This window comes from Mycobacterium shunyiense (assembly GCF_058270035.1).
In genome coordinates, this window is the sequence record NZ_JBZDPT010000047.1 from 151225 (window position 1) to 177468 (window position 26244).

Here is a 26244-nt window from a genome sequence, read left to right on the forward strand (position 1 = left end):
CTGGCACGATGACCAGCGTGCACGTCCGACCACCCAGCCGCCTGCCCAGACGTAGCCGACGAACCCGTCTGCTGACCCTGGTGATGTTGTTGCTGATCCTTCCCATGGCGGTGGGCTGCGTCCGGGTCCGCACGTCGATCACGGTCTCCCCCGACGACAGGGTGTCCGGTCAGATCATCGCCGCGGCCAAGCCGCGCGACTCCGACGACAAGGGCCCGCAGCTGCTGAACAACCTTCCGTTCGCCCCGAAGGTCGCCGTCTCGGAGTACAGCCGCGACGACTACGTCGGTTCCCAGGCCGTCTTCTCCGACCTCACGTTCGCCGAACTGCCCCAACTGGCCGGCATGAGCCGGGATGCCGCCGGCGTCGACATCTCCCTGCGCCGCGCGGGTGACCTGGTGATCCTGGAAGGCCGGGTGGACCTCACCTCTCTCAACGATCCGCAGGCCGACGTCCTGCTGACAGTGTCGTTCCCCGGCGAAGTGACATCCACCAACGGTGATCAGGTGAGTTCCTCGATCGTGGAATGGAAACTGCGACCGGGAATCGTCAGCACCATGAGCGCCCAGGCCCGCTACACCGATCCCAGTGCCCGGTCCTTCACCACCGCGACCATCTGGCTCATCGTCGGCGCGTTCCTGGTGGCCGGCGTGATCGGGAGCCTGGCCTGGATGAGCCGGGACACCTCCCCGAAACCGGGTGACCCGGTCACCGGCGGCGACTGACCGCCGTCCTCGCCCAGCAATCACCAGGCGGGCCTCACTTGGTACAAAACGCGTGACACGCTCTACGCTGAGTGCACTCTCCGGACACACCGTTGAACACAGAAAGGGGCGGGCGCTGAGCGTGCAAACATCGGCTCCGTCAACCGTCGAGCTGGCCGCAGCCGTCACCGACCAACTGCGCGACTATCTCCGTGAGCGCCGCCGCGACTGCGAGTACATCGGAACCGACTACGCCGAGCTGACCGAGGCCCTCGAAGAATTCGTGCTGCGCGGCGGCAAACGGATGCGCCCGGCCTTCGCCTACTGGGGCTGGCGCGCGGTGATCGACCCGGCCGACCGCCCCGCTGATCCCTATGTGCTGAGGTTGTTCGCCGCACTGGAACTGCTGCAGGCCTGCGCCCTGGTGCACGACGACGTCATCGACGATTCGGCCACCCGCCGTGGCCTGCCGACCGTGCACCGGGTGTTCGCCGACCGGCACCGCGAGCGCAATTGGCACGGCTCGTCGCGACAGTTCGGTTTGTCGGCGGCCATCCTGGCCGGCGACCTGGCGCTGTCCTGGGCCGACGACATCGTCGCGGCGGCCCCGATCCCCGCCGACGCACAGCAGCGCGTCCAGCAGGTCTGGCGTCACATCCGCACCGAAGTCCTCGGCGGTCAGTACCTCGACATCGTCGCGGAGGCCAGCCGCGCCGAATCGGTGGCCTCGGCGATGAACGTCAACACCTACAAGACCGCGTCCTACACCGTGGCCCGTCCGCTGCAGCTGGGTGCCGCCGCGGCCGCCGACCGGCCCGACGTGCAGCAGATCTTCCACCAGGTCGGCAACGATCTGGGGGTCGCCTTCCAGCTCCGCGACGACGTGCTCGGGGTGTTCGGCGACCCGGCGGTAACCGGAAAGCCCTCCGGTGACGACCTGCGATCCGGCAAGCGCACGGTGCTATTGGCCGAGGCACTCGAGCTCGCCGACAAGTCCGACCCCGCAGCCGCAGAGCTGCTGCGCACCTCGGTGGGCACCGAGCTGTCCGACGCCCAGGTGGGCGAACTGTGCCGGGCCATCGAATCAGTGGGCGCCCTCACCGCCGTCGAGGCGCACATCGAGCTGCTGACCAACCGCGCGCTGGACACCCTGGCCGCCGCCCCCATCCATCCCCAGGCAAAGACCGGCCTGGCCGAGATCGCCCGATTCTCGGCGAGCCGGTCGGCGTAGGAGCACGTCACAACGACATGACGACTCCCTCATGACAACTATGCCGACCGAGACCCCGAGAACCGGGGTTGCGCAACACATCTCACGCCTGGCTGCATTCGCGGTGTCCGCCGATGCCCGCCCGGCCCGGCTGGGTTTCCTGGGCGCGGCCGTACTGACCATCGGCGGCCTGGGCTCGGGCAGCACCCGGATACACGACCCGCTCCTTGAGTCGCTGCATCTGTCCTGGCTGCGATTCGGGCACGGCCTCGTGCTGTCCTCGATCCTGCTGTGGGTCGGCGTCGCCATGATGCTGATCGCCTGGCTCTGGCTGGGCCGGCGCGTGATCGACCGCACCGCCACCGTCTACACCATGGTGGCCACGACGGGTTTCTGGCTCGCGCCATTGCTGCTGAGTGTGCCGCTGTTCAGCCGTGACACCTACTCATACCTCGCCCAGGGCGCACTGTTGCGCGACGGCTTCGACCCGTACGTGGTGGGGCCGGTGGAGAATCCGAACGTCCTGCTGGACAACGTGAGCCCGATCTGGACAACGACCACCGCACCCTACGGACCGGCCTTCATCCTGGTCGCCAAGTTCGTCACGATGCTGGTCCGCGACGACGTCGTGGCCGGCACCATGTTGCTGCGGCTGTGCATGCTGCCCGGTCTGGTGTTGCTGATCTGGGCGACCCAGCGCGTCGCGCGGCACATCGGCGCGAGCCCCGCCGCTGCACTGTGGGTTTGCGTGCTCAACCCGCTGGTGATCATCCACCTGATGGGCGGCGTGCACAACGAGATGCTGATGGTCGGGCTCATGATGGCCGGCATCGCACTGACGTTCCGACAACACCCGGTCTGGGGTGTCGGCCTGATCGCCATGGCCGTCGCAGTCAAAGCAACCGCGGGACTTGCACTTCCGTTCATCGTTTGGGTGTGGGCACGGCAACTGCGCGACCGCCACGACCACTCACCGGTGCGGGCATTCGTCCTGGCCACCGCCGCCTCCATGGCGATCCTCGCCGCGGTGTTCGCGGTGATGTCGTGGCTCGCCGGTGTCGGCCTCGGCTGGCTCTCGGCCCTTGCTGCCGGCAACGTCAAGATCATCAACTGGCTCACGGTCCCCACGGCCGCCGCCAACCTGATCAACGCCGTCGGCGGCCTGATCTTCCCGGTCAACTTCTACGCCGTGCTCGAGGTCACCCGCATCATCGGCATCCTGACGATCGTGATCGCGCTGCCGCTGTTGTGGTGGCGCTACCGGCACACCGACCGTGAAGCCCTCACCGGAACCGCCCTGGCCATGGCTGTGGTCGTGTTGTTCGTCCCCGCTGCACTGCCCTGGTACTACACGTGGCCGCTGGCCGTGGCGGCCGCCCTGATCCAGACCCGACCGGCCATCGCGGTGGTTGCCGGGCTGTCCACCTGGATCATGGTGATGTGGAAACCCGATGGGGCCCACGGCATGTACTCGTGGGCACACGTCCTGCTGACCACGGCATGCGCAGTCGTGGCGTGGTATTCGCTGTACCGCGCACCCGAGCGGCCCACGGCTGAGCCGGCGGCCGAAAAAGAACCGTCAGTAACCTAACGCCTGCGCGCGACGCAGCACCTCGCGTGCCTGGTGGGAATGCAGGGCGTCGACCGGGCGGGCATTGGACACCTGCTCGGTGCGTCCGTCGGCGGTGATCGTCAGCGACTCGTCCGGGGTGAACAACCAGCGCACGATCTCGGTGTCGCGGTAACCACCGTCGCGCAGCACCACCAGAAGGCCGGGCAGATGCTTGACCACGTGGCCCTTGTCATCGAAGAAGATCTGCGGCACCACCATGACGCGGTCACGGCGCACGGCGATCAACTGGCCGTCGCGCAATTGTTGATGCACCTTGGTGACCGGGATGCCGAGCAAACCCGACACCGTCGGTAGGTCGTAGACGGGCTCGTCAGGGTCCAAGACATCATCGGCGACCGGAATGCTGCTCACCGCACTGATTCTAGGACCATGGCCGCAACTCGTAACATGTGTCCGGTGGAGCAGCAATCGGATCCACTCGTCGGCACCATGCTCGACGGGCGCTATCGCGTGGAGACCACCATCGCCACCGGTGGTATGTCCACGGTCTATCGCGGCCTCGACGTCCGCCTGGACCGCCCCGTGGCGCTGAAGGTGATGGACTCCCGCTACAGCGGCGACAGCCACTTCCTGACCAGGTTCGGGCGCGAGGCCAAGGCCGTGGCCCGGTTGAAGGATCCTGGGCTGGTCGCGGTCTACGACCAGGGCGGCGGAGGCTCCGGAACGTCCCACCAACCACCTTTCCTCGTCATGGAACTCATCGAGGGCGGCACGCTGCGCGAGCTGCTGGCCGAACGTGGCCCGATGCCCCCGCACGCGGTCGCCGCGGTGCTGGCTCCGGTGCTCGGCGGGCTCGCAGTCGCACACCGCGCCGGCCTCGTGCACCGCGACATCAAGCCCGAGAACGTCCTGATCTCCGACGACGGCGAGGTCAAGATCGCCGATTTCGGTCTGGTGCGCGCCGTCGCCGAGGCCAAGATCACCTCGACCAGCGTGATCCTGGGCACTGCGGCCTACCTGTCCCCCGAGCAGGTCAGTACCGGCGACGCCGATCCGCGCAGCGACGTGTACGCCGTCGGCATCCTCACCTACGAACTGCTCACGGGAGTCACCCCGTTCACTGGAGACTCGGCGCTCACCGTGGCCTACCAGCGCATGGACAACGATGTACCGGCGCCGAGCGGGGTGATCGCAGGGGTACCAACGCAATTCGACCAGTTCGTGCGCCGCGCCACGGCACGCGATCCGGGGCAGCGCTTCGCCGACGCCGACGAGATGCGGGCGGAATTGACCGAGCTCGTCGATGACCTCGGGCTGCCGGCATTCCGGGTGCCCGCACCGCAACATTCGGCGCAGCACCTGGCCGCCACCCGCGTGCATGATCTCGGTGACGCCCACGCCGGTCGGGCGGAGAGCGCCACCGTCGTGACGGCCGCACCGCCGCCCCCGCCGCTGGCCCCACCGGTCGCCCCTGCACCGCGCCAGCCCACCCGGGAGATCACCCGCGACCAGCACGACTGGGCACCGATCCCGGCCGGCCCCGAAGACGCCGAATACTCTTTCGAAGCAGGGCAGTTCGCCGGCATCGAGATGAGCGAGTTCCAGTGGGCCCGGCAGCGCGCCAAACGGGCCCTGGCGTTCTGGGTGATCGCGGTCCTCACCCTGACGGGACTCGTGGCCGCCGCAGCATGGACGCTGGGCAGCCACGTCGGCGTCTTGTTATAGCCGGTCGACAGCCCGTATTCGCTAGCCGCGCAGCATCTCCGCGACCAGGAACGCCAACTCCAGACTCTGCTGGGTGTTGAGTCTCGGATCGCACGCGGTCTCGTAGCGGCCGGCCAGATCCGAATCGGAGATGTCCTGCGCCCCACCGAGGCACTCGGTGACGTTCTCACCGGTGATCTCGACGTGGATGCCTCCGGGGTGGGTGCCCAGGGTGTGGTGCACCTCGAAGAACCCCTGCACCTCGTCGACGATGCGGTCGAAGTGGCGGGTCTTGTACCCGGTCGACGACTCGTGGGTGTTGCCGTGCATCGGGTCGCACTGCCAAATGACCTGATGGCCCGTGGCCTGGACCTTCTCGATGATCGGCGGCAGCAGATCGCGCACCTTGTTGTTGCCCATGCGCGTCACCAGGGTCAGTCGGCCTGCCTCGTTGTTCGGATCCAGGCGCTCGACGTACTCGACAGCCATCTCCGGCGTGGTCGTCGGCCCCAGCTTGATCCCGATCGGGTTGGCGATCACCTCGGCCAGTGCCACATGGGCCCCGTCGAGCTGACGCGTGCGCTCACCGATCCAGAGGTAGTGCGCGGACTGGTTGTACAGCTTGCGCGGCCCGTCCGGGTTCTCCGCAGGATCGGCCAGCCGCAGCATCGCGCGCTCATAGTCGATCACCAGCGCCTCGTGGCTGGCGAAGATGTCGGCAGTCTGCAGGTTACGGTCGGCCACCCCGCAGGCAGACATGAACTTCAGGCCCCGGTCGATCTCCCCGGCCAACGCCTCGTACCGGGCGCCGGCGGGCGAGGTCCGGACGAACTCGCGGTTCCAGTTGTGCACCAGGTCCAACGACGCCAGCCCGGACGAGGTCAGCGCGCGCACCAGGTTCATCGCGGCGCTCGCATTGGCGTAGGCCCGCACCAACCGCGACGGATCATGCTCGCGCACCGCGGCATCCGGCGCGAAGCCGTTGATCATGTCACCTCGGTAGGACCTCAGGCCGAGCGCGTCCAGATCCGCCGACCGCGGCTTGGCGTACTGGCCGGCGATACGGGCCACCTTGACCACCGGCATGCTGGCGCCGTAGGTCAGCACCACCGCCATCTGCAGCAGGGTGCGGATGTTGGCCCGGATGTGAGGCTCGGTGTTGTCGACGAACGTCTCGGCGCAGTCGCCGCCCTGCAGCAGGAAGGCCTCGCCGCGGGCGACGTCGGCCAACAGGCCCTTGAGCTTCTCGATCTCCGAGGGCACGGTGACCGGAGGCACGCTCTCCAGCACGGTACGCATGGCCTTGGCCGCGTCCGGGTCCCAGCTGGGCTGCTGCACGGCCGGCTTGGCCAGCGCCGCATCGAGCCGTTGACGCAGCTCGTCGGTCAGCGGAGGCAGTGGTGGCAGCTGGTCGATGGGGATGTCGACGGTCCAGTTCACCCGTTCATGGTAGCCGCCGGTGAACGGCCGTTTTCAGGGCTTTGTCAGCCGGGTTGCCGCGCCGGCCTGAGCCCCTCACCCGTCATCAGCTGGAAACGGTGCAGATTGTGCCGTGCGTCGACGAGCGCGTCATGCGCATCGGTCGGTCGCGCCGGCATCCGCGGTGACCCACGCTCCTCCCAGAACTGCCGCAGCTCACGGGTGAACCGCGGCATCGCCGGAGGCAGGTCGGTCATCGGCCCCCACAGCTGACACAGCACCACGTGGTCATAGGCGCCCACCCAGGCCCACAGCTCGATCGGTTCATCACCGTCGATGTCGAAGAAATCCTCCAGCTCCGACCGGATCTGCCGCCGTGACCGCCACAGCTTCGACGACGGCGACGGCAGCTTGGGCAATACGTGTTTGCGCACCCACCGACCGGCCCGGTCCGGATTGAATTCCGTCGAGATCGCGTAGTACTCACGGCCGTCCTCGGCTGCCACGCCGATCGAGATCAGGTCGATGGTGTGACCGTCGTCGATGAACTCGGTGTCGTAGAAGTAGCGCATCAACCAATCCGTCCTGCCCGCTCGTCCGTCTTCGCCGCCGCGGTCGACACCGGTGCGGGGGCCGCGTGGATCTCGCGATCCAGTTGCGCATCGACGGTGGCATCGTCGGGGAACTTCGGCATCCCGGTGATCGCGTCCTGCAACCACAGCTTTGCCTGCACCACTGGCCGGCGCAGCCAGCGCTCCCGCTCCAGTGCACGGTGCATCTTGCGCGGATGTCCGGTGTAGCGCCAGCGCGCCCACGGTGCATGCGGCCGCGACAGCCGAACCGCCCCCACGAACAACAACGGGGTAATGAACATGCCCACCAATCCAGTCCACACCTTGCCTTTGAGCAGAACCACCACCGCCAGCAGCAGGGTCAGCACCGCCACCCCGACCACGAGCACGCGCATGGCCGCCGACTGGTCCTCGCGCCAGATACCGATATCAAAGAATGACAGCGGATTGAAACCTAGGATCAACAACCCGGCCACCGCGACCGCGGCGAACACCGCATCCACCGACGTGCGGCCGTCCTCGGCCCAGTACACGTCAGACAGATGCAGGATCAGTGCGAACTCGTCGAGTACCAGGGCCGCCCCGATTCCGAAGAACACCGCAGCCACCGTGAACTCGGGTACACCGCCGTTGACCGCGAGCGTCACCATCGTCACGCCCGACACCAGCACCAGCACGACGCCGATCACCATGTGGTGGATGTGTACCGAACCGTGTCCCATGTTGCGGGGCTGCCACCACCTGGGCGGCCGTTCGCTGCCGGCATTGCGGCGGATGTAACGCACCACGATGCGGGTCACGAAGAACGTCAGAATGAACGCCACCAGGCAGCACAGCAGCGGCAGGCGATCGCGCGTGAGGAATTCGAGGTGAACGGTCGCGTGCACGGACAGAGAACTTACGCCGACCTGCGCGCGTCGCGAGTGCGGATGCGCCCTCTTCGGGTTGCCCCCGATAGTCTGTTGAGGACATGAGTAAGCGGCAGTCGCCCGGCGGGGCTGGTTGGGCACCGACGATCGGGTGGCGGCTTTTTCAGTTGCTCACAGCAGCCGGGTTGATCCTGGTCGGCTGGAAGCTTCTGGGGCACGTGCCCTATCGCATCGACATCGACGTATATCGGATGGGCGGGCGGGCGTGGCTGGACAACCAGCCGCTGTACGCCGACGGCGCCATTTTCCACACGCAGGGCGGCCTCGACCTGCCGTTCACCTATCCCCCGCTCGCGGCGATCATGTTCGCCCCGTTCGCCTGGCTCTCGTTACCGGCGGCGAGCGTGGCGATCACAGCCACCACACTGGTGCTGCTGATCGTCTCGATGGTGATCGTGCTGACCCGGCTGAACGTCTGGCCCGACACGGCCATCACCTCCGAGCCAGCCTGGCTGCGGCGCTGCTGGCTGGCCGCCGCGCTCGTGGCGCCCGCGGTCATCTGGCTGGAGCCGATCCGGTCGAACTTCGAGTTCGGGCAGATCAACGTGGTGCTGATGACGCTCGTCGTCGCCGACTGCGTTCCGCGCCGCACGCCGTGGCCCCGCGGTGTGCTGCTGGGCTTGGCGATCGCGCTCAAACTCACCCCCGCGGTGTTCCTGCTGTACTTCCTGTTGCGCCGCGACGTCCACACGCTGCTGCGGACCGCCGCGGCTGCGGTGGTGGCGACGCTGGCCGGGTTTGTCCTGGCCTGGACGGACTCGATCGAGTACTGGACCGAGACGGTGCGCAACACCGACCGGATCGGTACGGCCACGCTCAACACCAACCAGAACATCGCAGGCACGCTGGCCCGGCTCGGCCTGTCCGAGGGTCCGCGGTTCGCCCTGTGGGTCGCGGCCTGCTTCGCGGTGTTGGCGCTGACGGTGTGGGCGGCCCGACGGGTCCTGCGCTCGGGCGCCGATGAGGCCCCGGTGGTCGCACTGATCTGCGTCGCCATGTTCGGGCTGGTGGTGTCGCCGGTGTCGTGGTCGCATCACTGGGTCTGGACCCTGCCGACCCTGTTGGTGACCGGTGTGCTCGCCTTCCGGATGCGCAAGATCCCCCTGGCCGCGCTGTCGCTGGCCCTGGTGACCCTGATCGGCCTCGCCCTGATGGTGTGGACGCCCATCGCATTGTTGACGCCCCACCACGAGACCGCCGCGTCGTTGATTCGGCAGCTGGCCGGTGACGCCTACCTGTGGTGGGCACTCGCGGTCATCGCGGTCATCGGCTTGGCCTGCACCGCCCGGGCGGGTCAGACCAGCGCCGAGCCCGCCGCCCCGCTGGTCCGGTTGACCGGGGGCGAAGCGGCCTAACCCGCTGCGGCGTGCGGAAGTCGCGACGCCGGCTTGGTGGTGTCGACCGGCTGACCGTTGGTCTGCTGAGCGCGCTCCTTGATGGCGGCGGCGTAGATGTCGACATACTCCTGACCGGAGAGGTCCATCAGGTCGTACATGACCTCGTCGATCACGGCGCGCTCGATGAAGCGGTTGCCTGCCAGGCCGTCGAACCGGCTGAAGTCCATGGGCTTGCCGAACCTGACCTCGACCCGGCCGAACCGCAGCCCTTTCGATCCCGGCGGGTTCACCACGTCGGTACCGACCATGGCCACCGGGATCACCGGCACGCCGGTCTCGAGGGCCAGCCGGGCCAGTCCGGTCTTGCCCTTGTACAGGCGGCCGTCGGGTGAGCGGGTGCCCTCGGGATACATGCCGAGCAGCTTGCCCTCGCCGAGGATCCGCGCGCCGGTGTTCAGTGCGGCCTGCGCCGAATCCGCGTCGGTGCGGTCGATCGGCACCTGGCCGACGACGGTGTAGAACCAGGCCAGGAACCGGCCCTTGATCCCGGTGCCGGTGAAGTACTCCTGCTTGGCCAGGAACGTGATGCGGCGGCTGACCACGAGCGGCAGGTAGAAGCTGTCCATCACCGCCAGGTGGTTACTGGCCAGGATGGCCGGACCGTCGGTCGGAACATGTTCCAGCCCAGTGATTTTCGGCCGGCCGAGGAGGGCCAGCAAGGGGCCCAACAGGATGTACTTGAACAGCCAATACCACATGGACCCTCCACCTTGTGCGCACCGCGCAATGCTCTGCGACAACTGTACCCAGGCCATGTTGTGGCTACCACATCAAGCCCTGAACGCCGGCTGAGTCTCAGCGGTACAGCAAACTGCTCAGTTTGCTCAATCTTCTACGGTGACCGGGATGTGCTGGTAGCGGCCCGGAGGCGGCGGGGGCGGGTTATCGTCGGGCGGCGGCGCGTCCGGCCCTCCGTCGGGTGACGGGCTACCTCCCTCGGCACCCCTATCTCCGTCGTCGTCGCGTTCATCATCGAGGACCGCCCGGATCACCGTCAGCAGCGCCACGCTGTGCTCGGCGATGACCGTCAGCAGCGGATGCTGCTCGCCGTTGACGACCGCAGCGAGCGCACACACCGGGCACCACACCTGCTGGCACTTGCCCGGGGCGCTGTCGGCCGACGCCGCGAAGTTGGCCGCTGCCAACCGCACCGCCGGATCCAGCCGGTCGAGGATTTCCTGCGCCAATTGCCGCAGCTCCGTACCCAGCTCGGGATGAGACCCCGTCATGCCGGCCACACCTCCGGGTTCGGACGAAAACGTACGGTCAGCTCGCCACCGCGCAGTTGGGCATCCGTCACGATGCACCGACGCAGGACGGAGGCCAACCGCACGCGGCGGCGCATGCCTGCGACGCCGATGATCAAGTCGTCATCGACGCGGCCCAGCGTGAGGCCGGCCGAATCGATCTGCGGCAACTCTAGCCGCAATCGGTACACCGCTTCGAGTCCAGACCCCGACTCCCGATCAACTATGGGCCGCAGCGGTCCCGGCGGCGGTGATCCGTCGCGCCGTCGCGCGCTGTCGATCAGCTCCCCCAGCGCCTTGGGACCGATCGGTTCGCCCGGCACGTGCGGTACGAGCACCAGTTGCACGTCGCCGATCGTGGCGTCGAGTTCGTCGAGCACGGTCTGCTGCTCGGCGATCCGCTCGCTGTACCAGTCGAAGGCGGGGTGTGCCGGAAGGTTCTGGTACTCGAACGAATCATCTTGTACCAAAATCTGATTGACGATGATCTCGCCCACCTCGACGCCCATCAGGGCAAGCGACCCCAGGGTCCGGGAGGCTTCGGCGGCCACCACCCGCTCCGGGGTGAGCACCAGATGCGCGCTCACCCGTGAACCGTCGGTGAGCAAGGTGCCGAGCCGGCGGATACCGGCATCCACCTGTTCGATCATGGCCACGACGGCCGCACTGACCGCGTCCGGTGAACCGGACAGCCTGCGGTGCCGCGGCCAGGCCCGCTCCAGATATAGGCCGAACGTCTCGGGCAGCGTCAGCATCCGCAGTGCATCAGCGGTCGAGGCGCAGTCCACGACCACATGATCCCAACGACCGGATTCGGCGAGCTCACCCACCTCGTGCAACCCGAGCACTTCCTGGATTCCCGGTAGCGCCGAAAGTTCCTCTGGGGCAACATCTCCCAGGTCCGACTCGGGGAACCGGGCCGCCAACGGACCGGCCGTAGAGGCCCAGCGCGCACCCAGCAGGGCCAGCGTGTCCAACGCGAGGGCGTCCAGTACACCGCCCACGCCGGTCAGTCCCGTGTCCAGATCACTGAGCACCCGGGTGGGCGCGCGCTCCCCGGTGGGAGCCAGCGCGATCCCGAGGACATCGCCGGTCGAATGCGCCTGGTCGGTGGACACGATCAGTACCCGCCGGCCGGCAGCGGCGTCGCGAACCGCGGTGGCTGTTGCCAGCGTCGACTTACCTACGCCGCCCTTGCCGACGAACAGGCTGATCCTCGCAGGAGAAGGTGTGCTCCCATCCGGCGAATTCACTCAGCCTCGGCTCGTTTCTTGAGGTCCTTGAGCGCCGTGTCGGTGAGCCTGCGCTCAGCCTTGCGCTTGAGCAACCCGATCATCGGGATGATGAGGTCGACCGACAACTCGTAGGTGACCTCCGTGCCGGATCCCTTGGGCGCCAAGCGGTATGCCCCCTCGAGCGACCGCAGTAACGAACTGGACACCAAGGACCAGGTCACCGAGGTGCGATCAGCGGGCCACACGTAGGCCAGCACCATCGTGTCCTTGAGCACCGCAGCGTCGAGCACCAATCTGGCGGTCTTGGGATTGCCCTGCGCGTCGGTCTCCAGGACCTCGGCTTCCTTGTACTCGGCGACCCATTGCGGATACGAGCCGATATCGGCGATGACGTCCATCACCGTCACCGGATCGGCGTCGATGTAGATGGTCTGTGTCGTCTTGTCGGCCACCGCATCGCCCTATCTCCCCGCACGCGGGGTTCCCCTACTTCCCCCGCCCCGCGGGGGTGCTCTGGCTCTCGCCGAGAAATCTACCCTCCCGCAGATAGACCCGGTCAAACACGCCAGACGTCAGGCCAGTCGGGACACCCCGACCGGGCGCGCCGACTCCAGCCGCTGCTTGATCCCGAAGGCCATCGCCTTGCCCGCCACGCGGCGCTGGTGGTTCATCTTTGCCAGATCCATATCGGCCAACTGCTTTGCCGTGGCGCCGGACGGTTCGGCGTGCAAGAAGTAATGCAGCACCACACCGTCCATCACCTCCTCCAGCCAGACCTCCATGGTGCCGGTCAACGCACCGGTCACATTCCAGCGGTGGCCCTTCTCGGCGCGGTCCTCGACGACCTTGAGCACCAGGTCGGGCCACCACCGCCGCCAGCTGGCGGGGTCGGCGACCGCGGCGCCCACGGCGACCGGATCGGCGCAGACGAATGTCTCGTCGGCGATCTGAATGCTGTTCATCGCGGACAAGCTTCACACATGCGTGATCGTCTGCCTACCGCGGCCGACTAGGCTGACGCGCAAAGCCGGTACCACAAGCCTGGAGGGCAAAGATCGTGCGTGAGTCAATGCGGGAGTACAGCGTGCCCGCGTCTTTCACCGTCGCCGAGCACGACAGCATCGTCGCTTCGGTATCCGCGCACGCGGCTGAGAGCCCTGACCACGTCATCTTCCGGCGCCTGGTCGACGGCGCGTGGACCGACGTGACCTGCGCCGAAGCAGCCGAACAGATCCGCTCGGTCGCCTTGGGCCTGATCGCCGAGGGTATCCAGGCCGGCGATCGCGTGGCGATCATCTCGGCCACCCGCTACGAGTGGCCGATCATCGACTTCGCGATTCTGTCGGTCGGTGCGGTCACCGTGCCGATCTACGAGACCTCCTCGGCCGAGCAGGTGCGGTTCGTCCTCGACAATTCCGCGGCCAAGATCATCTTCGCCGAGACCGATGCACACGCCGAGACCGTCGAACAGCTCCACGGCCAGCTGCCCGAGCTGCGCAAGGTGCTGCGGATCGACGGCACCGGCACCCCCGCGCTGGAGGCCATGGCCGAGGCCGGTAAGTCGGCCGACGCCGCCGAGCTCGACAAGCGACTGGCCGGCATCCGCTCGGCCGATCCGGCCACCCTGATCTACACCTCGGGCACCACCGGCCAGCCCAAGGGCTGCCAGCTGACCCACTCGAACCTGCTCTACGAGATCCGGGGCGCCAAGGCGTGCTTCCCCACCGAGCTGGCCCCGGGTGAGCGGATGCTCGTGTTCCTGCCGCTGGCACACGTGCTGGCCCGGGCCATCACCATCGCGGCCTTCACCAACAAGGTCACCCTCGGCTTCACCAGTGACATCAAGAACCTGGTCCCGACCTTCGGCGTGTTCAAGCCGACGCTCGTCGTCTCGGTGCCCCGCGTGTTCGAGAAGGTCTACAACACTGCCGAGCAGAACGCCCGCAACGACGGCAAGGGCAAGATCTTCGCGATTGCCGCCGACACCGCGATCGAGTGGAGCAAGGCCCAGGACGAAAAGGGCACAGCTGGTGCGTCCTTGTTCCTCCGCGCCAAGCATGCCCTGTTCGACAAGCTGGTCTACGGCAAGCTGCGGGCGGCCCTCGGCGGTGAATGCCGGGCGGCGATCTCCGGCGGCGCACCGCTGGGCGCTCGGCTGGGTCACTTCTATCGCGGTGTGGGGCTGAGCATCTACGAGGGCTACGGCCTCACCGAGACCAGCGCGGCCATCACCGTGAACCGGGTCAACGAACTCAAGGTCGGCTCGGTCGGCAAGCTGATGCCCGGCAACAGCATGCGTATCGCCGAGGACGGTGAGCTCCTGGTCAAGGGCGGCGTGGTGTTCAGCGGCTACTGGGGCAACGAAACCGAGACCAACGCCGTTTTTACCGACGGCTGGTTCCACACCGGCGACCTCGGCGCCATCGACGACGACGGCTTCCTGACCATCGTCGGGCGCAAGAAGGAAATCATCGTCACCGCCGGCGGCAAGAACGTCGCTCCCGCGCTGCTCGAGGACCGTCTGCGGGCCCATCCGTTGATCAGCCAGGCCATGGCCGTCGGCGATCAACAGCCGTTCATCGCCGCGCTCATCACCATCGACCCGGAGGCGTTCCCGGGTTGGAAGCAGCGCAACGGCAAGGACGCCGGCGCCTCGGTCGGCGATCTCGCCGACGATCCGGACCTGCTGGCCGAGATCGACCTGGCGGTCAAGGACGCCAATCAGGCGGTGTCGCATGCCGAGTCGATCCGCAAGTTCCGGATCTTGCCCGTCGACTTCACCGAGGACACCGGTGAGCTGACGCCGACGCTGAAGGTCAAGCGCAAGGTGGTGGCCGAGAAGTTCGCCACCGACATCGCGGCGCTGTACGGCTGAGGCGGGCTAAGGCTGAACCCGGTTCAGCCCGACAGCAGCCCGGTCAGCCGGGCGCCCTGCGAGCGCCACTGCCAGTTGTCGACGGCCCAGTGCCGCCCCGCCACACCCATCGCGGCGGCGCGGCCCGGGTCGGCCAGTAGGTCGGAAACGGCGGACGCCACGGCTCCAACATCATTGCCGTCCACGACGGTGCCCGTCTGGCCGTCCAGCACGGTTTCCGGTGCCCCGCCGGAGGTTCCGGCGACCACCGGCACGCCGCACGCCGAGGCCTCCAGGTAGACGATGCCCAGCCCCTCGACGTCCAGTCCCGCTCCGCGAGTACGGCACGGCATGGCGAAGACGTCGGCCATCGCATGGTGCGCGGGCAGTTCCGCACCCGGCACGGCACCGGTGAAGAGGACGTCGGCGGCCACATCGTGCGTGTGCACGAGTTGTCTGAGGGTCGGCAGATACGGTCCCCCGCCGACGATGACCAGGGCGGCGTCGGGGATGCGACGCCGGATCGCGGGCCAGGCGCGGATGAGCATGTCCTGGCCCTTCCGTGGCACCAGGCGGGACAGGCAGACCACCACCGGTCGTTGGCCCAGCCCGTACCGCGCGCGCAGCTCGGCCCGGGCCACCGGGTCGGGTACGAAGCGGTCGGTGTCGACTCCGGGCGACAGACGTTCCAACGCTGCGTGGGGACCGAACGCCGAGGCGAACCTGCTGCGGGTGTAGCGGCTGATGAACGTCACGACGTCGGCGTCATCTCCGATGCGGCGCAGGGCGCTCCGCGCCACCGGCAGCATCGACCAGCCGACCTCGTGGCCGTGGGTGCTTGCGACCACTCTGGTGGCTCCGGCGCGCCGGGCCAGCGGGCCCAGCAGCGCCAAGGGGGCGGCCGCCCCGAACCACACCGTCTCGATATCGTGCTCGGCGATCAACCGCTGCATGCGCGTCGCCACCATCGGCTCGGGAATCATCAGGGTGGTCGGGTGCCGCACCACCCGGTACCCGGCGGCCGCGTCGTAATCTGCGCAGCCCTTCCACTTCGGCGCATACACCGTCAGCTGGTGCGAACCGTCGCGGATCAACTCCCCGACGAAAGCCTCCAGGTATGACTGGATCCCGCCGCGTCGCGGTGGAAAGTCGTTGGTGACCAGCAAAACCCGCGTCATCGCGCTATCCCCGCCCGTTTGCCGTCCATCGGCGACAGGCTATCCGGTCAGCCAACGGTGCCAACCGGCAACTACGGCATCGAGGTCGGCGCCAAGGGTTTCCCGGAGCGCAGTGGCCACATCCGGGTGGCCGGGTTCGCAGGCACGCAGGTACAGCTCACGCAGCTTGCCGATGCCGTAGGCGTCCGCGACATAACGGCTGAACCACCATGCCCGGTCGTAGGCCAGACTGCGGGCAGCGCCGGGTGTGTCGAGATCGGCATCGGTGGGCAGCTGGGCAAGCTCGCCGGCTCGGGATGGACCGGGTACCGGCGCGGGTGGCCTTCCGACGTAGTCGGCCACTCCCTCGGTGAGCCAGCGAGGCGCGTCGGCCGCGGTCCGCGAGCGCGCCGCGTAATGGAACAGCTCATGGCGCAACACGATTCGTAACGCAGCCGGGCTCATGCCGGCAGCCCCGGGGGCGAACATGATCCGCTGCCTGGTGGTGGTCGCGGCGATGTCGGCGGCTCCGTCGGCCAGCACCCGGAACTGTTCATCGGAGCCTGCGACTGCGATCTCGATGTCGCGCGGCCAGTCCGGGCCCCAGAACGCCGTCACCGCATCAGCGGCCGCACCGAGTTCGGGGCCGAGACGGTCCAGCAGGGCCGAAGATTGCGGCCCCCCGAGGGCCAGCAGCAGAGCGGTGCGCCCGTCGGGCAGCACCATCGAGGTGACGGGCTCCGGCGGTACCGAGGCAGCAGGAGGCGGCGCAGCCGGCAGCGGCGGCGAGGGTGACGCGGACTGCCAGAGCAGCGCGGTCGCCAAAGCCAGCTCCACCAGCAGGACCGCTACCAGCAGACGCCTGCGGGCGTTCAGGGTGAAACCGCTGTCGGAATTCTCAGTACCGACGGACGTTGTAGATCGGCGCATTGTTGACCGGGGCGACCCTGACCGGGGTGCCATAGGTCGACGCGTGCACCATCATTCCGTCGCCGATGTAGATGCCCACGTGGGAGGCGTCGGAGTAGTAGGTCACCACATCACCCGGCTGCATCGAATCTGACGAGACGGGCTGACCGCCGCGGGCCATGGCCTGGCTCGAATGCGGCAGGGAAATGCCGGCGTGCTGGAACGCCCACATCACCAGACCAGAGCAGTCGAAGGAGCTGGGTCCGGCCGCGCCCCAGGAGTACGGCGAGCCGATGCGGCTCAGTGCCGCCTGGATGACAGTGCCGGAATGTCCGTCGCCGCCACCCGGGAGTGCGCCTTCCGGCGGGGCCACGTCACCGGGCGGAATGCCGTTCGGCGGATCGGCCAACACGGCGGGATCCTGCGCCGGCGGCAACGCCTCGGGGGCGGGCACCGGCGGGGCCGGCGGCAGGGCGTTCATCGCTTCCCGCTGGGCCGGGCTCAGGGCCTGGTACTGCGACTTCACGATCGCGATCTGTACCTGCAGCTGGCTTTGCTTGGATTGCAGGTCGGCGCGCACAGCGGCAGCCTGCTCGGCGGCGGTCTTGGCGTCGGCGGCCGATTTCGCCGATTCACGCTCGGCCACCGCGGCCTTCTCGCCCACCGAACGGAAGTTCTTCATCTGCGCCGACATCTCGGTCGCCATCACCCGCTGCACGGCGAGCTGCTCGATCAGCTGCTGCGGCGAGCCCGCCGTCAGGATCGCGTCGACGCCGGAGGTGCGGCCGCCCATGTACTGAGCCGCAGCTACTTTGTTGACCGAAGTCTGAAAGGTTGCCAGCTGCGACTTGGCCTCGTCGACGGTCGCGGCGTCTTCGGCGTGCTTGCGCTCCGCAGTCTCTTGCGCGGCAACCTTGTTGTTCAGGTCAAGCTGCGCCGAGTGCATGGCCTCGGTGGTCTGCTCCGCCTGACGGGACAACTCGTTGAGCTTTGCCATCGCATCGTCGGCGGGATCGGCCTGCGAACTCGCGGCCATCAATCCGGATATCAAGGCCAAGCTCGCTATGACACCTACAACGGGTCGCTTGAAACGACTTGTGGGCCGGTGCGCGCGCTCGTGCCTCAAGTTTTTGTCCTCACAACTGGCGATGGCGAGCCGCCTCGAACTGCTCTTAGGTCTCAGATAGGTTACGAAACGGCATCGGCCTTGTCCAACAGAAGCTGCAAATTTAACAGCCCACCCGGAATATTTTCCTGTGCACGAAGCGCTGCGTGTCGTCACGCGACTCCAGATCTGCCGTTCCGGTGAATGGGCACGAGCCGCAGCCGCGGCGCAAGGCCCACGTCAGCGAGCACTTCCAGCGCCTGACGCTCGTCATCCAGCAAAGTTTCGGGAACCCCGAGCAGAACACTGACGACGCAGTCCTGGCAGCCGGGCCCGCGTACCGCGCAATCGTCGCAGTCGATGGTCACGCTGCCGATGTCGGGCTCATGGGGGTAGGGCTCGTCGGCGTAGAACCAGTTGTCCTGGCGCACTCCGCTCATCTTGACCGTCCTCTCGATCGGTGTTGGGCGCACGCTATCGGGACGGACCGACAAGTAGCGGCGCGCCGATACGGGGCGACACGCGGACAGCCGGCCTCAGATTGTCGGGGGCAGTGCCTACCGTCATCGACATGGGCCAGCGCAAGATCGCCGATGCCGAGCAGCTGGCCTTCGGCTTCGGCTCTGACGGCGCCATGGACGCTCTCTCCCTCGCCGACACCACCTTCGTGGTGGTGGACCTGGAGACCACCGGGGGCCGGGCCACCGCGAAGACACCGGGCGCCGGCTACGACGCCATCACCGAGATCGGCGCGGTCAAGATCCGCGGCGGCGAGGTGCTCGGCGAGTTGGCGACGCTCGTCGATCCCGGCCGCGCCATCCCACCGCAGATCGTCGAGCTCACCGGGATCACCACGGCGATGGTGCGCGACGCACCGAAGATCGACAGCGTCCTCCCCATGTTTCTGGAGTTCTCCCGAGGTGCGGTGCTGGTCGCCCACAACGCCGGCTTCGACGTCGGTTTCCTGCGGGCGGCCGCCCAACGGGCGGAGCTCGGCTGGCCGCGGCCTCCGGTGCTGTGCACGGTCAAACTCGCCCGCCGCGTACTCACCCGGGACGAGGCGCCCAGCGTGAAACTGTCGGCCCTGGCCCGCCTGTTCGGGGCGTCCACGACACCCACCCACCGCGCCCTCGACGACGCCCGTGCCACCGTCGACGTCTTGCACGGGCTGATCGAGCGGGTCGGCAACCAGGGCATCCACACCTTCGCCGACCTGAAGAACTATCTGCCCGACGTCACACCGGCCCAGCGGCGCAATCGCTCACTGGCCGACCGGCTGCCCAACCGTCCCGGCGTGTACCTGTTCCGCGGGCCCTCCGACGAGGTGCTCTATGTGGGCACCGCAGTCGATCTGCGACGCCGGGTCCGCCAGTACTTCACCGGTGCTGACCCGCGGACCCGAATGAAGGAGATGGCCTCGCTGGCGCGCGCCGTCGACCATGTCGAATGCGCCCACGATCTGGAGGCCGGGGTCCGCGAGCTCCGATTGCTCGCGGCGCACGCACCGCCGTACAACCGGCGCTCCAAGTACCCACAGCGGTGGTGGTGGGTGGCCCTCACCGACGAGGCTTTCCCACGACTGTCGGCGGTGCGAAACCCTGGGCACCGCACCGCTTTCGGACCGTTCTCGGCCCGGTCCGACGCCATCCAGTCAGCGGCACTGCTGGCCCGGTTCACCGGGGTGCGGACCTGCACGGCCCGCTTCGGCGCGGCAGCCACGCACCGTTGTCCCGAGGTCGAACTCTCCCCGTGCCCGGCACCGCAGGACGCCGGCGCCGCGCAGTACGCGGCGGCGGTGCAACGTGCCACCGACCTGATCGACGGCACCGACCACAGCGCGCTGGCGGCCACGCTCACCCATATCGGCGAGGTCGCGACAGCCCGCCGGTACGAGACCGCGGGCCGGTTGCGCGATCACGCAGCGGTCGCCATCGAGGCACTGTGGCGGGGGCAGCGGTTGCGCGCCCTGGCCGATCTCCCCGAACTCGTTGCCGCCCGCGCCGACGGCAACGGTGGCTGGAATTTCGCGGTGATCCGCCATGGGCAACTGGCCGGGGCGGGCACAGCCGTGCGCGGGGTTCCACCGATGCCGGTGGTCGACGCGATCTGTGCTGCCGCGCAGGTGATCCTGCCCACCGCAACACCTTTGGGTGGCGCGCTCGTGGAGGAGACGGCGCTCATCGCCCGCTGGCTGGCCGCACCCGGGGTCCGCATCGTGCGTGCCGACACCGGCTACGCCACGCCGATCGGGGCGGCGGGTCGCTACGCACCGTGGGCCGCCACCGCCCGCTCGGCCCGACTCGCCGCAGCCCAGCAGCAGAACTCAGAACTGCAGGCTGAACCGCACCCAACGCGCGAGCAGTTGTTCGGCCGCGCCCGAGTCGATCGCCGCGACGGCCCGCTCCAGACCGGCCTCCCACGCCGGCACCCACTTGGCGTCGCTGGCTAGCCCGGCATGGGCGACCATGGCGCCGGCCGCATTGAGCACCACCGCATCACGCACCGGTCCCTTGGCGCCGCCCAGCACGGCGCGCGCCTCGGCGGCGTTGGCCGTGGCGTCACCGCCCACCAACTCCCTGATGTCCGCGCGCTTGAAGCCGAAGGCCGCCGGGTCGAACTTCAGCCGGTCCACCGTCCCGGCCTGGACGCGCCAGATGGTGCTGGTGGTCGTCGTGGTGAGCTCGTCGAGACCGTCGTCGCCGTGCACCACCAGCACGCTGGAACCTCGGGCGGCGTAGACCCCGGCCATCACCTCGGCCAGGTCATCGAATGCGCAGCCGATCAGCCCGGCGCGCGGCCCGGCCGGATTGGTGAGCGGCCCAAGCAGATTGAAGACCGTGGGAACCCCGATCTCCCGGCGCACCACCGAGGCGTGGCGATATGACGGGTGGAACTGCGGCGCGAAGGCGAACCCGATGCCCACCTCGGCGACACTTCGCGCCACCTCGTCGGGGCCCAGGTCGATCCGCACCCCGAGCGCCTCCAGGGTGTCCGCGCCACCCGACAGTGACGACGCCGCCCGGTTGCCGTGCTTGATCACCGGCACGCCGCAGGCCGCCACCACGATGGCCGCCATGGTCGACAGGTTCACCGTGTTGGCCCCGTCGCCGCCGGTCCCCACGATGTCGACGGTCTCGTGACCGATCTGATCGGTGGGCACCCGACGCGCGTGCGACAGCATGATGTCGGCCAACTCCCCGACCTCCGCCGAGGTAGGCCGCTTCATCTTCATCGCCACCGCGAACCCGGCGATCTGAGCCGGGGTCGCGACCCCGGTCATGATCTGGTCCATGGCCCAACCCGCATAACCGTTCGGCAGGCTCTGCTCGGTGGTCAGGCGCCCGAGAATGAGCGGCCACGACGGTGCCGCCACAGAGCCGGACGACGATGCGGATAGCGGTGAAGATGCAGGAGCCACCGCCGAATGCTATCGCTGGGCGGGACTCGTCTCCGGGGCGAGGGGAACCCAACGCGACACGAATCCGACCAATTGCTCGACCCGGGTGGAGTTCGACAACTACAAAGCGTCATACTTGCGGATGTGACGAGCGCTGTAGGTACCTCGGGAACGGCAATAACGTCGCGCGTTCATTCGCTGAACAGACCGAACATGGTCAGTGTCGGCACCATCGTGTGGCTTTCCAGTGAACTCATGTTCTTTGCTGGACTCTTCGCGATGTATTTCACCGCGCGCGCCCAAGCCGGTGGCGACTGGCCGCCCGAGCCGACCGAACTCAATTTGGCCCTTGCTGTTCCGGTGACGCTGGTTCTGATCGCGTCATCCTTCACCTGCCAGATGGGCGTGTTCGCCGCCGAGCGCGGCGACGTGTTCGGGCTGCGCCGGTGGTATGTGATCACGTTCCTGATGGGCCTGTTCTTCGTACTGGGCCAGGGATACGAGTACATCCACCTGGTCGAGCACGGCACCACCATCCCGGGCAGCGCCTACGGATCGGTCTTCTATCTCGCGACCGGTTTCCACGGCCTGCACGTCATCGGCGGACTTGTTGCGTTCATCTTGCTGCTGGCCCGCACCAAGATGAGTAAATTCACGCCCGCGCAGGCCACCGCGGCGATCGTCGTCTCGTACTACTGGCACTTCGTCGACATCGTCTGGATTGCGCTGTTCGCCACCATCTACTTCGTCCGCTGATCGGCCGGCCGATGTTCGATTCGATGAGAAGGGGTTCGATGACCAGCAAGTCGCGCCGACGACTGCGCCGACGACTGTCAGCAGGTCTCCTGCTGTTGGTCGGCCTGTCAGTCGCAGGTGGTGTTGCGGCCACGCTGACACCCACACCGCAGGTCGCAGTCGCCGACGAATCTCAGTCGGCTCTGCTGCGCACCGGTAAGCAACTGTTCGACACGTCGTGCGTTTCGTGCCACGGCGCCAACCTGCAGGGTGTGCCCGACCGTGGGCCCAGCCTGATCGGCACCGGCGAGGCCGCGGTGTACTTCCAGGTGTCGACCGGTCGTATGCCCGCGATGCGCGGTGAGGCCCAGGCACCGTCCAAGCCCGAGCACTTCGACGAGAACCAGATCGACGCTCTCGGCGCCTTCGTTCAGGCCAACGGCGGCGGCCCGACCGTGATCCGCGACGAGCACGGCGGCGTGGCCCAGGAATCGCTGATCGGGTCCGACGTGGCCCGCGGCGGCGACCTGTTCCGGCTGAACTGCGCGTCCTGCCACAACTTCACCGGCAAGGGTGGCGCGCTGTCTTCCGGTAAGTACGCGCCGGACCTCGGTGAGACCGAGCCGGCACAGATCTACACCGCGATGCAGACCGGGCCGCAGAACATGCCCAAGTTCTCCGACCGGCAGCTGTCGCCGGAGGAGAAGCGCGACATCGTCGCCTACGTCCGTGAGTCGGCTCAGACGCCCAGCTACGGCGGATACGGGCTCGGCGGCTTCGGCCCCGCCCCCGAGGGCATGGCGATGTGGATTATCGGAATGGTCGCCGCTATCGGCGTGGCAATGTGGATCGGGGCACGAGCATGACCGACAACACCCCGAAGATTCCGTCCGACGCCGAACTGGCCGAGATGTCGCGTGAGGAGCTCGTCGAGCTCGGCGGCAAGATCGACGGTGTCGAGACCATCTTCAAGGAGCCCCGGTGGCCGGTCCCCGGCACCAAGGCCGAGAAGCGCACCGAGCGGCTGGTCGCGTACTGGCTTCTGCTCGGCGGCATTTCGGGCCTGGCACTGCTGCTGATCTTCCTGTTCTGGCCGTGGGAGTACCAGCCCTTCGGTTCGGAGGGCGAGTTCCTCTACTCACTGGCCACCCCGCTGTACGGTCTGACCTTCGGCCTGTCGATCCTGGCGATCGGCATCGGCGCGGTGCTGTTCCAGAAGAAGTTCATCCCCGAGGAGATCTCGGTCCAGGACCGCCACGACGGGCGTTCCCCCGAGCTCGCCCGCAAGACCATCGCGGCCAACCTGACCGACGCCCTGGAGGGCTCGACCGTCAAGCGCCGCAAGCTCATCGGCTTGTCGCTGGGCATCGGCCTCGGCGCATTCGGGGCCGGCACCCTGGTGGCCTTCATCGGCGGTTTGATCAAGAACCCGTGGAAGCCCGTGGTGCCCACCGCGGAAGGCAAGAAGGCCGTGTTGTGGACCTCGGGGTGGACGCCCCGATTCCACGGCGAGACCATCTACCTGGCTCGCGCGACCGGACGTCCCGGTTCGTCGCCGTTCGTCAAGATGCGGCCGGAGGATCTCGACGCCGGTGGCATGGAGACGGTCTTCCCCTGGCGCGAGTCTGACGGCGACGGCACCACCGTCGAGTCCGAGCACCACCTCACCGAGATCTCGATGGGTGTGCGTAACCCGGTCATGTTGATCCGCATCAAGCCGGCCGACATGCCCCGCGTGGTCAAGCGAAAAGGCCAGGAGAGCTTCAACTTTGGTGAGCTGTTCGCCTACACCAAGGTCTGCTCGCACCTGGGCTGCCCCTCGTCGCTGTACGAGCAGCAGACCTACCGCATCCTGTGCCCGTGCCACCAGTCGCAGTTCGACGCGTTGCACTTCGCCAAGCCCATATTCGGTCCGGCTGCGCGCGCGTTGGCGCAGCTGCCCATCACCATCGACAAAGACGGCTACCTGGTCGCCAACGGCGACTTCGTCGAACCCGTCGGACCGGCATTCTGGGAGCGCAAATCATGAGCCCTGACCTTGCCAAGATCGCTGCCGCACAGGGCGATGCGATCGATTCCCGTTACCACCCCTCGGCGGCGGTGCGCCGGCAGCTGAACAAGGTGTTCCCCACCCACTGGTCCTTCCTGCTGGGTGAGATCGCGCTGTACAGCTTCATCGTGCTGCTGATCACCGGTGTCTGGCTGACGCTGTTCTTCGATCCGTCGATGGCACACGTCACCTACGACGGTGTGTACCAACCGCTTCGGGGCGTTCAGATGTCGCGGGCCTACGAGTCCGCACTCGACATCAGCTTCGAGGTGCGCGGCGGTCTGTTCGTCCGTCAGATCCACCACTGGGCCGCACTGATGTTCGCCGCGTCGATCATGGTGCACATGGCGCGCATCTTCTTCACCGGTGCGTTCCGCCGCCCGCGTGAGGCCAACTGGGTGATCGGCTCGCTGCTGCTGATCCTGGCGATGTTCGAGGGCTACTTCGGTTACTCGCTGCCCGACGATCTGCTGTCCGGTATCGGTCTGCGCGCCGCGCTGTCGTCGATCACCCTGGGCATGCCGATCATCGGAACCTGGCTGCACTGGGCGCTGTTCGGCGGGGACTTCCCCGGCGAGATCCTGATCCCGCGCCTGTACGCACTGCACATCCTGCTGATCCCGGGCATCATCCTGGCCCTGATCGGCGCGCACATGGCGCTGGTCTGGTTCCAGAAGCACACCCAGTTCCCGGGCCCCGGCCGCACCGAGCACAACGTGGTCGGCGTGCGCGTCATGCCGGTGTTCGCGGTGAAGTCGGGTGCGTTCTTCGCGATGATCACCGGCGTGCTCGGCCTCATGGGCGGTCTGCTGACGATCAACCCGATCTGGAATCTTGGGCCCTACAAGCCGTCTCAGATCTCGGCGGGTAGCCAGCCCGACTTCTACATGATGTGGACCGAAGGCCTGGCGCGTATCTGGCCGGCCTGGGAGTTCTACCCGTTCGGTCACACCATCCCCGCGGTGGTCTGGGTCGCGTTGATCATGGGCGGTGTGTTCGGTCTGTTGATCGCCTACCCGTTCATCGAGCGGAAGGTCACCGGCGACGACGCCCACCACAACCTGCTGCAGCGTCCGCGTGACGTGCCGGTGCGTACCGCGATCGGCGCCATGGCGATCGCGTTCTACATGGTGCTGACCCTGGCCGCGATGAACGACATCATCGCGCTCAAGTTCCACATCTCGCTGAACGCGACCACGTGGATCGGCCGTATCGGCATGGTGGTGCTGCCGGGCATCGTGTACTTCATCGCCTACCGGTGGGCCATCTCGTTGCAGCGCAGCGACCGTGCGGTGCTGGAGCACGGCATCGAGACCGGCATCATCAAGCGCCTGCCGCACGGTGCCTACGTCGAGCTGCACCAGCCGCTGGGACCGGTGGACGACCACGGTCACCCGATTCCGCTGGAGTACCAGGGCGCTGCCCTGCCGAAGCGGATGAACAAGCTCGGTTCGGCAGGTTCACCGGGCACCGGCAGTTTCCTGTTCGCCGATCCGGCGGTCGAGCACGATGCGCTCACCGAGGCTGCGCATGCCTCCGAGCACAAGGCCCTGACCGCTCTGCGCGAACAGCAGGAGCGAAATGGCAACGGGGAGACCAACGGTCACCACTGACCACTCCCCTACCCCAAACAATCGCCGCAGCCTCTCGAAAGAGGTTGCGGCGATTGTTTTGTGTGCGGAGGTACCGAGCAGGCGACGACGAGCGCTACGGCCAGGTGCCCTTGGGCCCTGACCTGGGCGCCGGCCCGGCGGCCGGGTGTGTCGTCTGCAATGCCGCTCCCGGGACCGGGGTGTTCTGCAGCGCACCGAGGCACAGGCCCAGACGCCCAGGGAGACAAGGGATGTTGCCCGAGCCGCCCAAGCTGTTGCTCGGGCTGTTCTCCGACCAACAGATCCCGGTGGTCGGGTCCAGAGTGCTACCTCCCGGACAGGGCGCCGACGTCGCCGACGGAGCCGCCGCCAGAACCGCGGAGGCCAGCATCGTGCTGCACAGAGTCGCCAACAGGAGCTCGGGTGCCCTGGTTCTGATCAACATGTCATGGTCT

General features: G+C 67.6%; 25 protein-coding genes and 1 pseudogene. 11 read left to right on the forward strand and 15 right to left on the reverse strand.

Features of this window, described 5'->3' with window-relative positions; translation table 11 throughout:
* Positions 1–8: 8 nt before the first annotated feature.
* From AC4ELS_RS27920 to AC4ELS_RS27930, 3 genes are all read left to right on the forward strand, one after another.
* Entirely contained in the window at positions 9–725 is a 717-nt protein-coding gene (locus tag AC4ELS_RS27920) for an LppM family (lipo)protein (protein ID WP_064959999.1), read from the forward strand.
* A gap of 121 nt (positions 726–846) precedes the next feature.
* Positions 847–1935 (forward strand): bifunctional (2E,6E)-farnesyl/geranyl diphosphate synthase, encoded by a 1089-nt coding sequence (gene idsA2 / locus AC4ELS_RS27925; RefSeq protein ID WP_064959998.1) that lies wholly within the window; start codon positions 847–849, stop codon positions 1933–1935.
* 31 nt (positions 1936–1966) lie between these two features.
* The gene (locus AC4ELS_RS27930) at positions 1967–3505 is read left to right on the forward strand and encodes an alpha-(1->6)-mannopyranosyltransferase A (RefSeq protein WP_448443188.1); all 1539 of its coding nucleotides are present in this window, start codon (positions 1967–1969) and stop codon (positions 3503–3505) included.
* Here the strand turns inward: AC4ELS_RS27930 and AC4ELS_RS27935 are convergent.
* Complete coding sequence (locus AC4ELS_RS27935) at positions 3494–3898, reverse strand: Rv2175c family DNA-binding protein (RefSeq protein WP_448443190.1); 405 nt, start codon at positions 3896–3898, stop codon at positions 3494–3496. The genes AC4ELS_RS27930 and AC4ELS_RS27935 overlap by 12 nt on opposite strands.
* 36 nt (positions 3899–3934) lie before the next feature.
* Here AC4ELS_RS27935 and AC4ELS_RS27940 point away from each other — a divergent pair, with 36 nt between their 5' ends.
* Positions 3935–5212, forward strand: coding sequence for a protein kinase domain-containing protein (locus AC4ELS_RS27940; RefSeq protein WP_499050803.1), 1278 nt, complete (start codon positions 3935–3937; stop codon positions 5210–5212).
* A 21-nt stretch (positions 5213–5233) separates the two neighbouring features.
* Here the strand turns inward: AC4ELS_RS27940 and AC4ELS_RS27945 are convergent, their stop codons facing one another.
* Genes AC4ELS_RS27945 through AC4ELS_RS27955 form a run of 3 tightly spaced genes read right to left on the reverse strand, consistent with a single transcriptional unit; the run spans position 5234 to position 8069 of the window.
* A complete protein-coding gene (locus AC4ELS_RS27945; RefSeq protein ID WP_064883110.1) occupies positions 5234–6631 on the reverse strand; it encodes a class II 3-deoxy-7-phosphoheptulonate synthase in 1398 nt (465 codons plus the stop codon).
* Between the two features lie 44 nt (positions 6632–6675).
* Positions 6676–7182, reverse strand: coding sequence for a polyadenylate-specific 3'-exoribonuclease AS (locus tag AC4ELS_RS27950; RefSeq protein ID WP_055115050.1), 507 nt, complete (start codon positions 7180–7182; stop codon positions 6676–6678).
* Complete coding sequence (locus tag AC4ELS_RS27955; protein WP_064883112.1) at positions 7182–8069, reverse strand: hypothetical protein; 888 nt, start codon at positions 8067–8069, stop codon at positions 7182–7184. The genes AC4ELS_RS27950 and AC4ELS_RS27955 overlap by 1 nt, the downstream gene beginning before the upstream one ends.
* A gap of 83 nt (positions 8070–8152) precedes the next feature.
* Between AC4ELS_RS27955 and AC4ELS_RS27960 the strand changes: the two genes are divergently transcribed.
* Positions 8153–9466, forward strand: coding sequence for a glycosyltransferase 87 family protein (locus AC4ELS_RS27960; RefSeq protein WP_448443192.1), 1314 nt, complete (start codon positions 8153–8155; stop codon positions 9464–9466).
* Here AC4ELS_RS27960 and AC4ELS_RS27965 read toward each other — a convergent pair.
* The 5 genes from AC4ELS_RS27965 to AC4ELS_RS27985 form a co-directional block, all read right to left on the reverse strand.
* The gene (locus AC4ELS_RS27965) at positions 9463–10206 is read right to left on the reverse strand and encodes a lysophospholipid acyltransferase family protein (RefSeq protein WP_064883115.1); all 744 of its coding nucleotides are present in this window, start codon (positions 10204–10206) and stop codon (positions 9463–9465) included. The two genes, AC4ELS_RS27960 and AC4ELS_RS27965, sit on opposite strands and share 4 nt — an antisense overlap.
* Before the next feature lie 126 nt (positions 10207–10332).
* A complete protein-coding gene (locus AC4ELS_RS27970) occupies positions 10333–10737 on the reverse strand; it encodes a hypothetical protein (RefSeq protein ID WP_499050232.1) in 405 nt (134 codons plus the stop codon).
* Positions 10734–12008 carry an ArsA family ATPase gene (locus AC4ELS_RS27975; protein WP_498886358.1) on the reverse strand — a complete coding sequence of 425 codons (1275 nt, stop codon included), beginning with the start codon at positions 12006–12008 and terminating at the stop codon, positions 10734–10736. Before AC4ELS_RS27975 ends, AC4ELS_RS27970 begins: the two co-directional genes overlap by 4 nt.
* Positions 12005–12442, reverse strand: coding sequence for an SRPBCC family protein (locus tag AC4ELS_RS27980; RefSeq protein ID WP_064883117.1), 438 nt, complete (start codon positions 12440–12442; stop codon positions 12005–12007). The genes AC4ELS_RS27975 and AC4ELS_RS27980 overlap by 4 nt, the downstream gene beginning before the upstream one ends.
* Before the next feature lie 120 nt (positions 12443–12562).
* Positions 12563–12952, reverse strand: coding sequence for a hypothetical protein (locus AC4ELS_RS27985; protein ID WP_064883120.1), 390 nt, complete (start codon positions 12950–12952; stop codon positions 12563–12565).
* Positions 12953–13059: 107 nt separating this feature from the next.
* Here AC4ELS_RS27985 and AC4ELS_RS27990 point away from each other — a divergent pair, with 107 nt between their 5' ends.
* The gene (locus AC4ELS_RS27990; RefSeq protein ID WP_064883122.1) at positions 13060–14865 is read left to right on the forward strand and encodes an AMP-dependent synthetase/ligase; all 1806 of its coding nucleotides are present in this window, start codon (positions 13060–13062) and stop codon (positions 14863–14865) included.
* A 23-nt stretch (positions 14866–14888) separates the two neighbouring features.
* Here the strand turns inward: AC4ELS_RS27990 and pimB are convergent, their stop codons facing one another.
* From pimB to AC4ELS_RS28010, 4 genes are all read right to left on the reverse strand, one after another.
* Positions 14889–16022 carry a GDP-mannose-dependent alpha-(1-6)-phosphatidylinositol monomannoside mannosyltransferase gene (pimB, locus tag AC4ELS_RS27995; protein ID WP_448443201.1) on the reverse strand — a complete coding sequence of 378 codons (1134 nt, stop codon included), beginning with the start codon at positions 16020–16022 and terminating at the stop codon, positions 14889–14891.
* A gap of 39 nt (positions 16023–16061) precedes the next feature.
* Entirely contained in the window at positions 16062–16931 is an 870-nt protein-coding gene (locus tag AC4ELS_RS28000; protein ID WP_448443203.1) for a peptidase, read from the reverse strand.
* Positions 16900–18036, reverse strand: coding sequence for a peptidoglycan hydrolase RipC (gene ripC, locus AC4ELS_RS28005; RefSeq protein WP_064883128.1), 1137 nt, complete (start codon positions 18034–18036; stop codon positions 16900–16902). The genes AC4ELS_RS28000 and ripC overlap by 32 nt, the downstream gene beginning before the upstream one ends.
* Before the next feature lie 152 nt (positions 18037–18188).
* Positions 18189–18455, reverse strand: a complete 267-nt coding sequence (locus tag AC4ELS_RS28010; RefSeq protein ID WP_064883131.1) for a hypothetical protein — start codon at positions 18453–18455, stop codon at positions 18189–18191.
* Positions 18456–18649: 194 nt separating this feature from the next.
* On the opposite strand from AC4ELS_RS28010, the pseudogene AC4ELS_RS28015 reads away from it, so the two are divergent.
* Positions 18650–20401: pseudogene (locus tag AC4ELS_RS28015) on the forward strand (DEDD exonuclease domain-containing protein); the annotation flags it as partial.
* On the opposite strand, the gene trpD reads toward AC4ELS_RS28015, so the two are convergent.
* Positions 20339–21433 (reverse strand): anthranilate phosphoribosyltransferase, encoded by a 1095-nt coding sequence (gene trpD, locus AC4ELS_RS28020; RefSeq protein WP_082941690.1) that lies wholly within the window; start codon positions 21431–21433, stop codon positions 20339–20341. The pseudogene AC4ELS_RS28015 and the gene trpD sit on opposite strands and share 63 nt — an antisense overlap.
* Before the next feature lie 123 nt (positions 21434–21556).
* Between trpD and ctaE the strand changes: the two genes are divergently transcribed.
* The 4 genes from ctaE to qcrB are packed head-to-tail and all read left to right on the forward strand — an operon-like array spanning position 21557 to position 25810.
* Entirely contained in the window at positions 21557–22168 is a 612-nt protein-coding gene (gene ctaE / locus AC4ELS_RS28025) for an aa3-type cytochrome oxidase subunit III (RefSeq protein ID WP_003885537.1), read from the forward strand.
* Between the two features lie 11 nt (positions 22169–22179).
* Positions 22180–23013 carry a cytochrome bc1 complex diheme cytochrome c subunit gene (gene qcrC, locus AC4ELS_RS28030; protein WP_064883137.1) on the forward strand — a complete coding sequence of 278 codons (834 nt, stop codon included), beginning with the start codon at positions 22180–22182 and terminating at the stop codon, positions 23011–23013.
* Positions 23010–24176 (forward strand): cytochrome bc1 complex Rieske iron-sulfur subunit, encoded by a 1167-nt coding sequence (qcrA, locus tag AC4ELS_RS28035; RefSeq protein ID WP_064883139.1) that lies wholly within the window; start codon positions 23010–23012, stop codon positions 24174–24176. The genes qcrC and qcrA overlap by 4 nt, the downstream gene beginning before the upstream one ends.
* Complete coding sequence (gene qcrB / locus AC4ELS_RS28040; protein ID WP_044523629.1) at positions 24173–25810, forward strand: cytochrome bc1 complex cytochrome b subunit; 1638 nt, start codon at positions 24173–24175, stop codon at positions 25808–25810. Before qcrA ends, qcrB begins: the two co-directional genes overlap by 4 nt.
* 94 nt (positions 25811–25904) lie before the next feature.
* Here the strand turns inward: qcrB and AC4ELS_RS28045 are convergent, their stop codons facing one another.
* Positions 25905–26234 carry a hypothetical protein gene (locus AC4ELS_RS28045; RefSeq protein WP_131812725.1) on the reverse strand — a complete coding sequence of 110 codons (330 nt, stop codon included), beginning with the start codon at positions 26232–26234 and terminating at the stop codon, positions 25905–25907.
* Positions 26235–26244 lie beyond the last annotated feature (10 nt).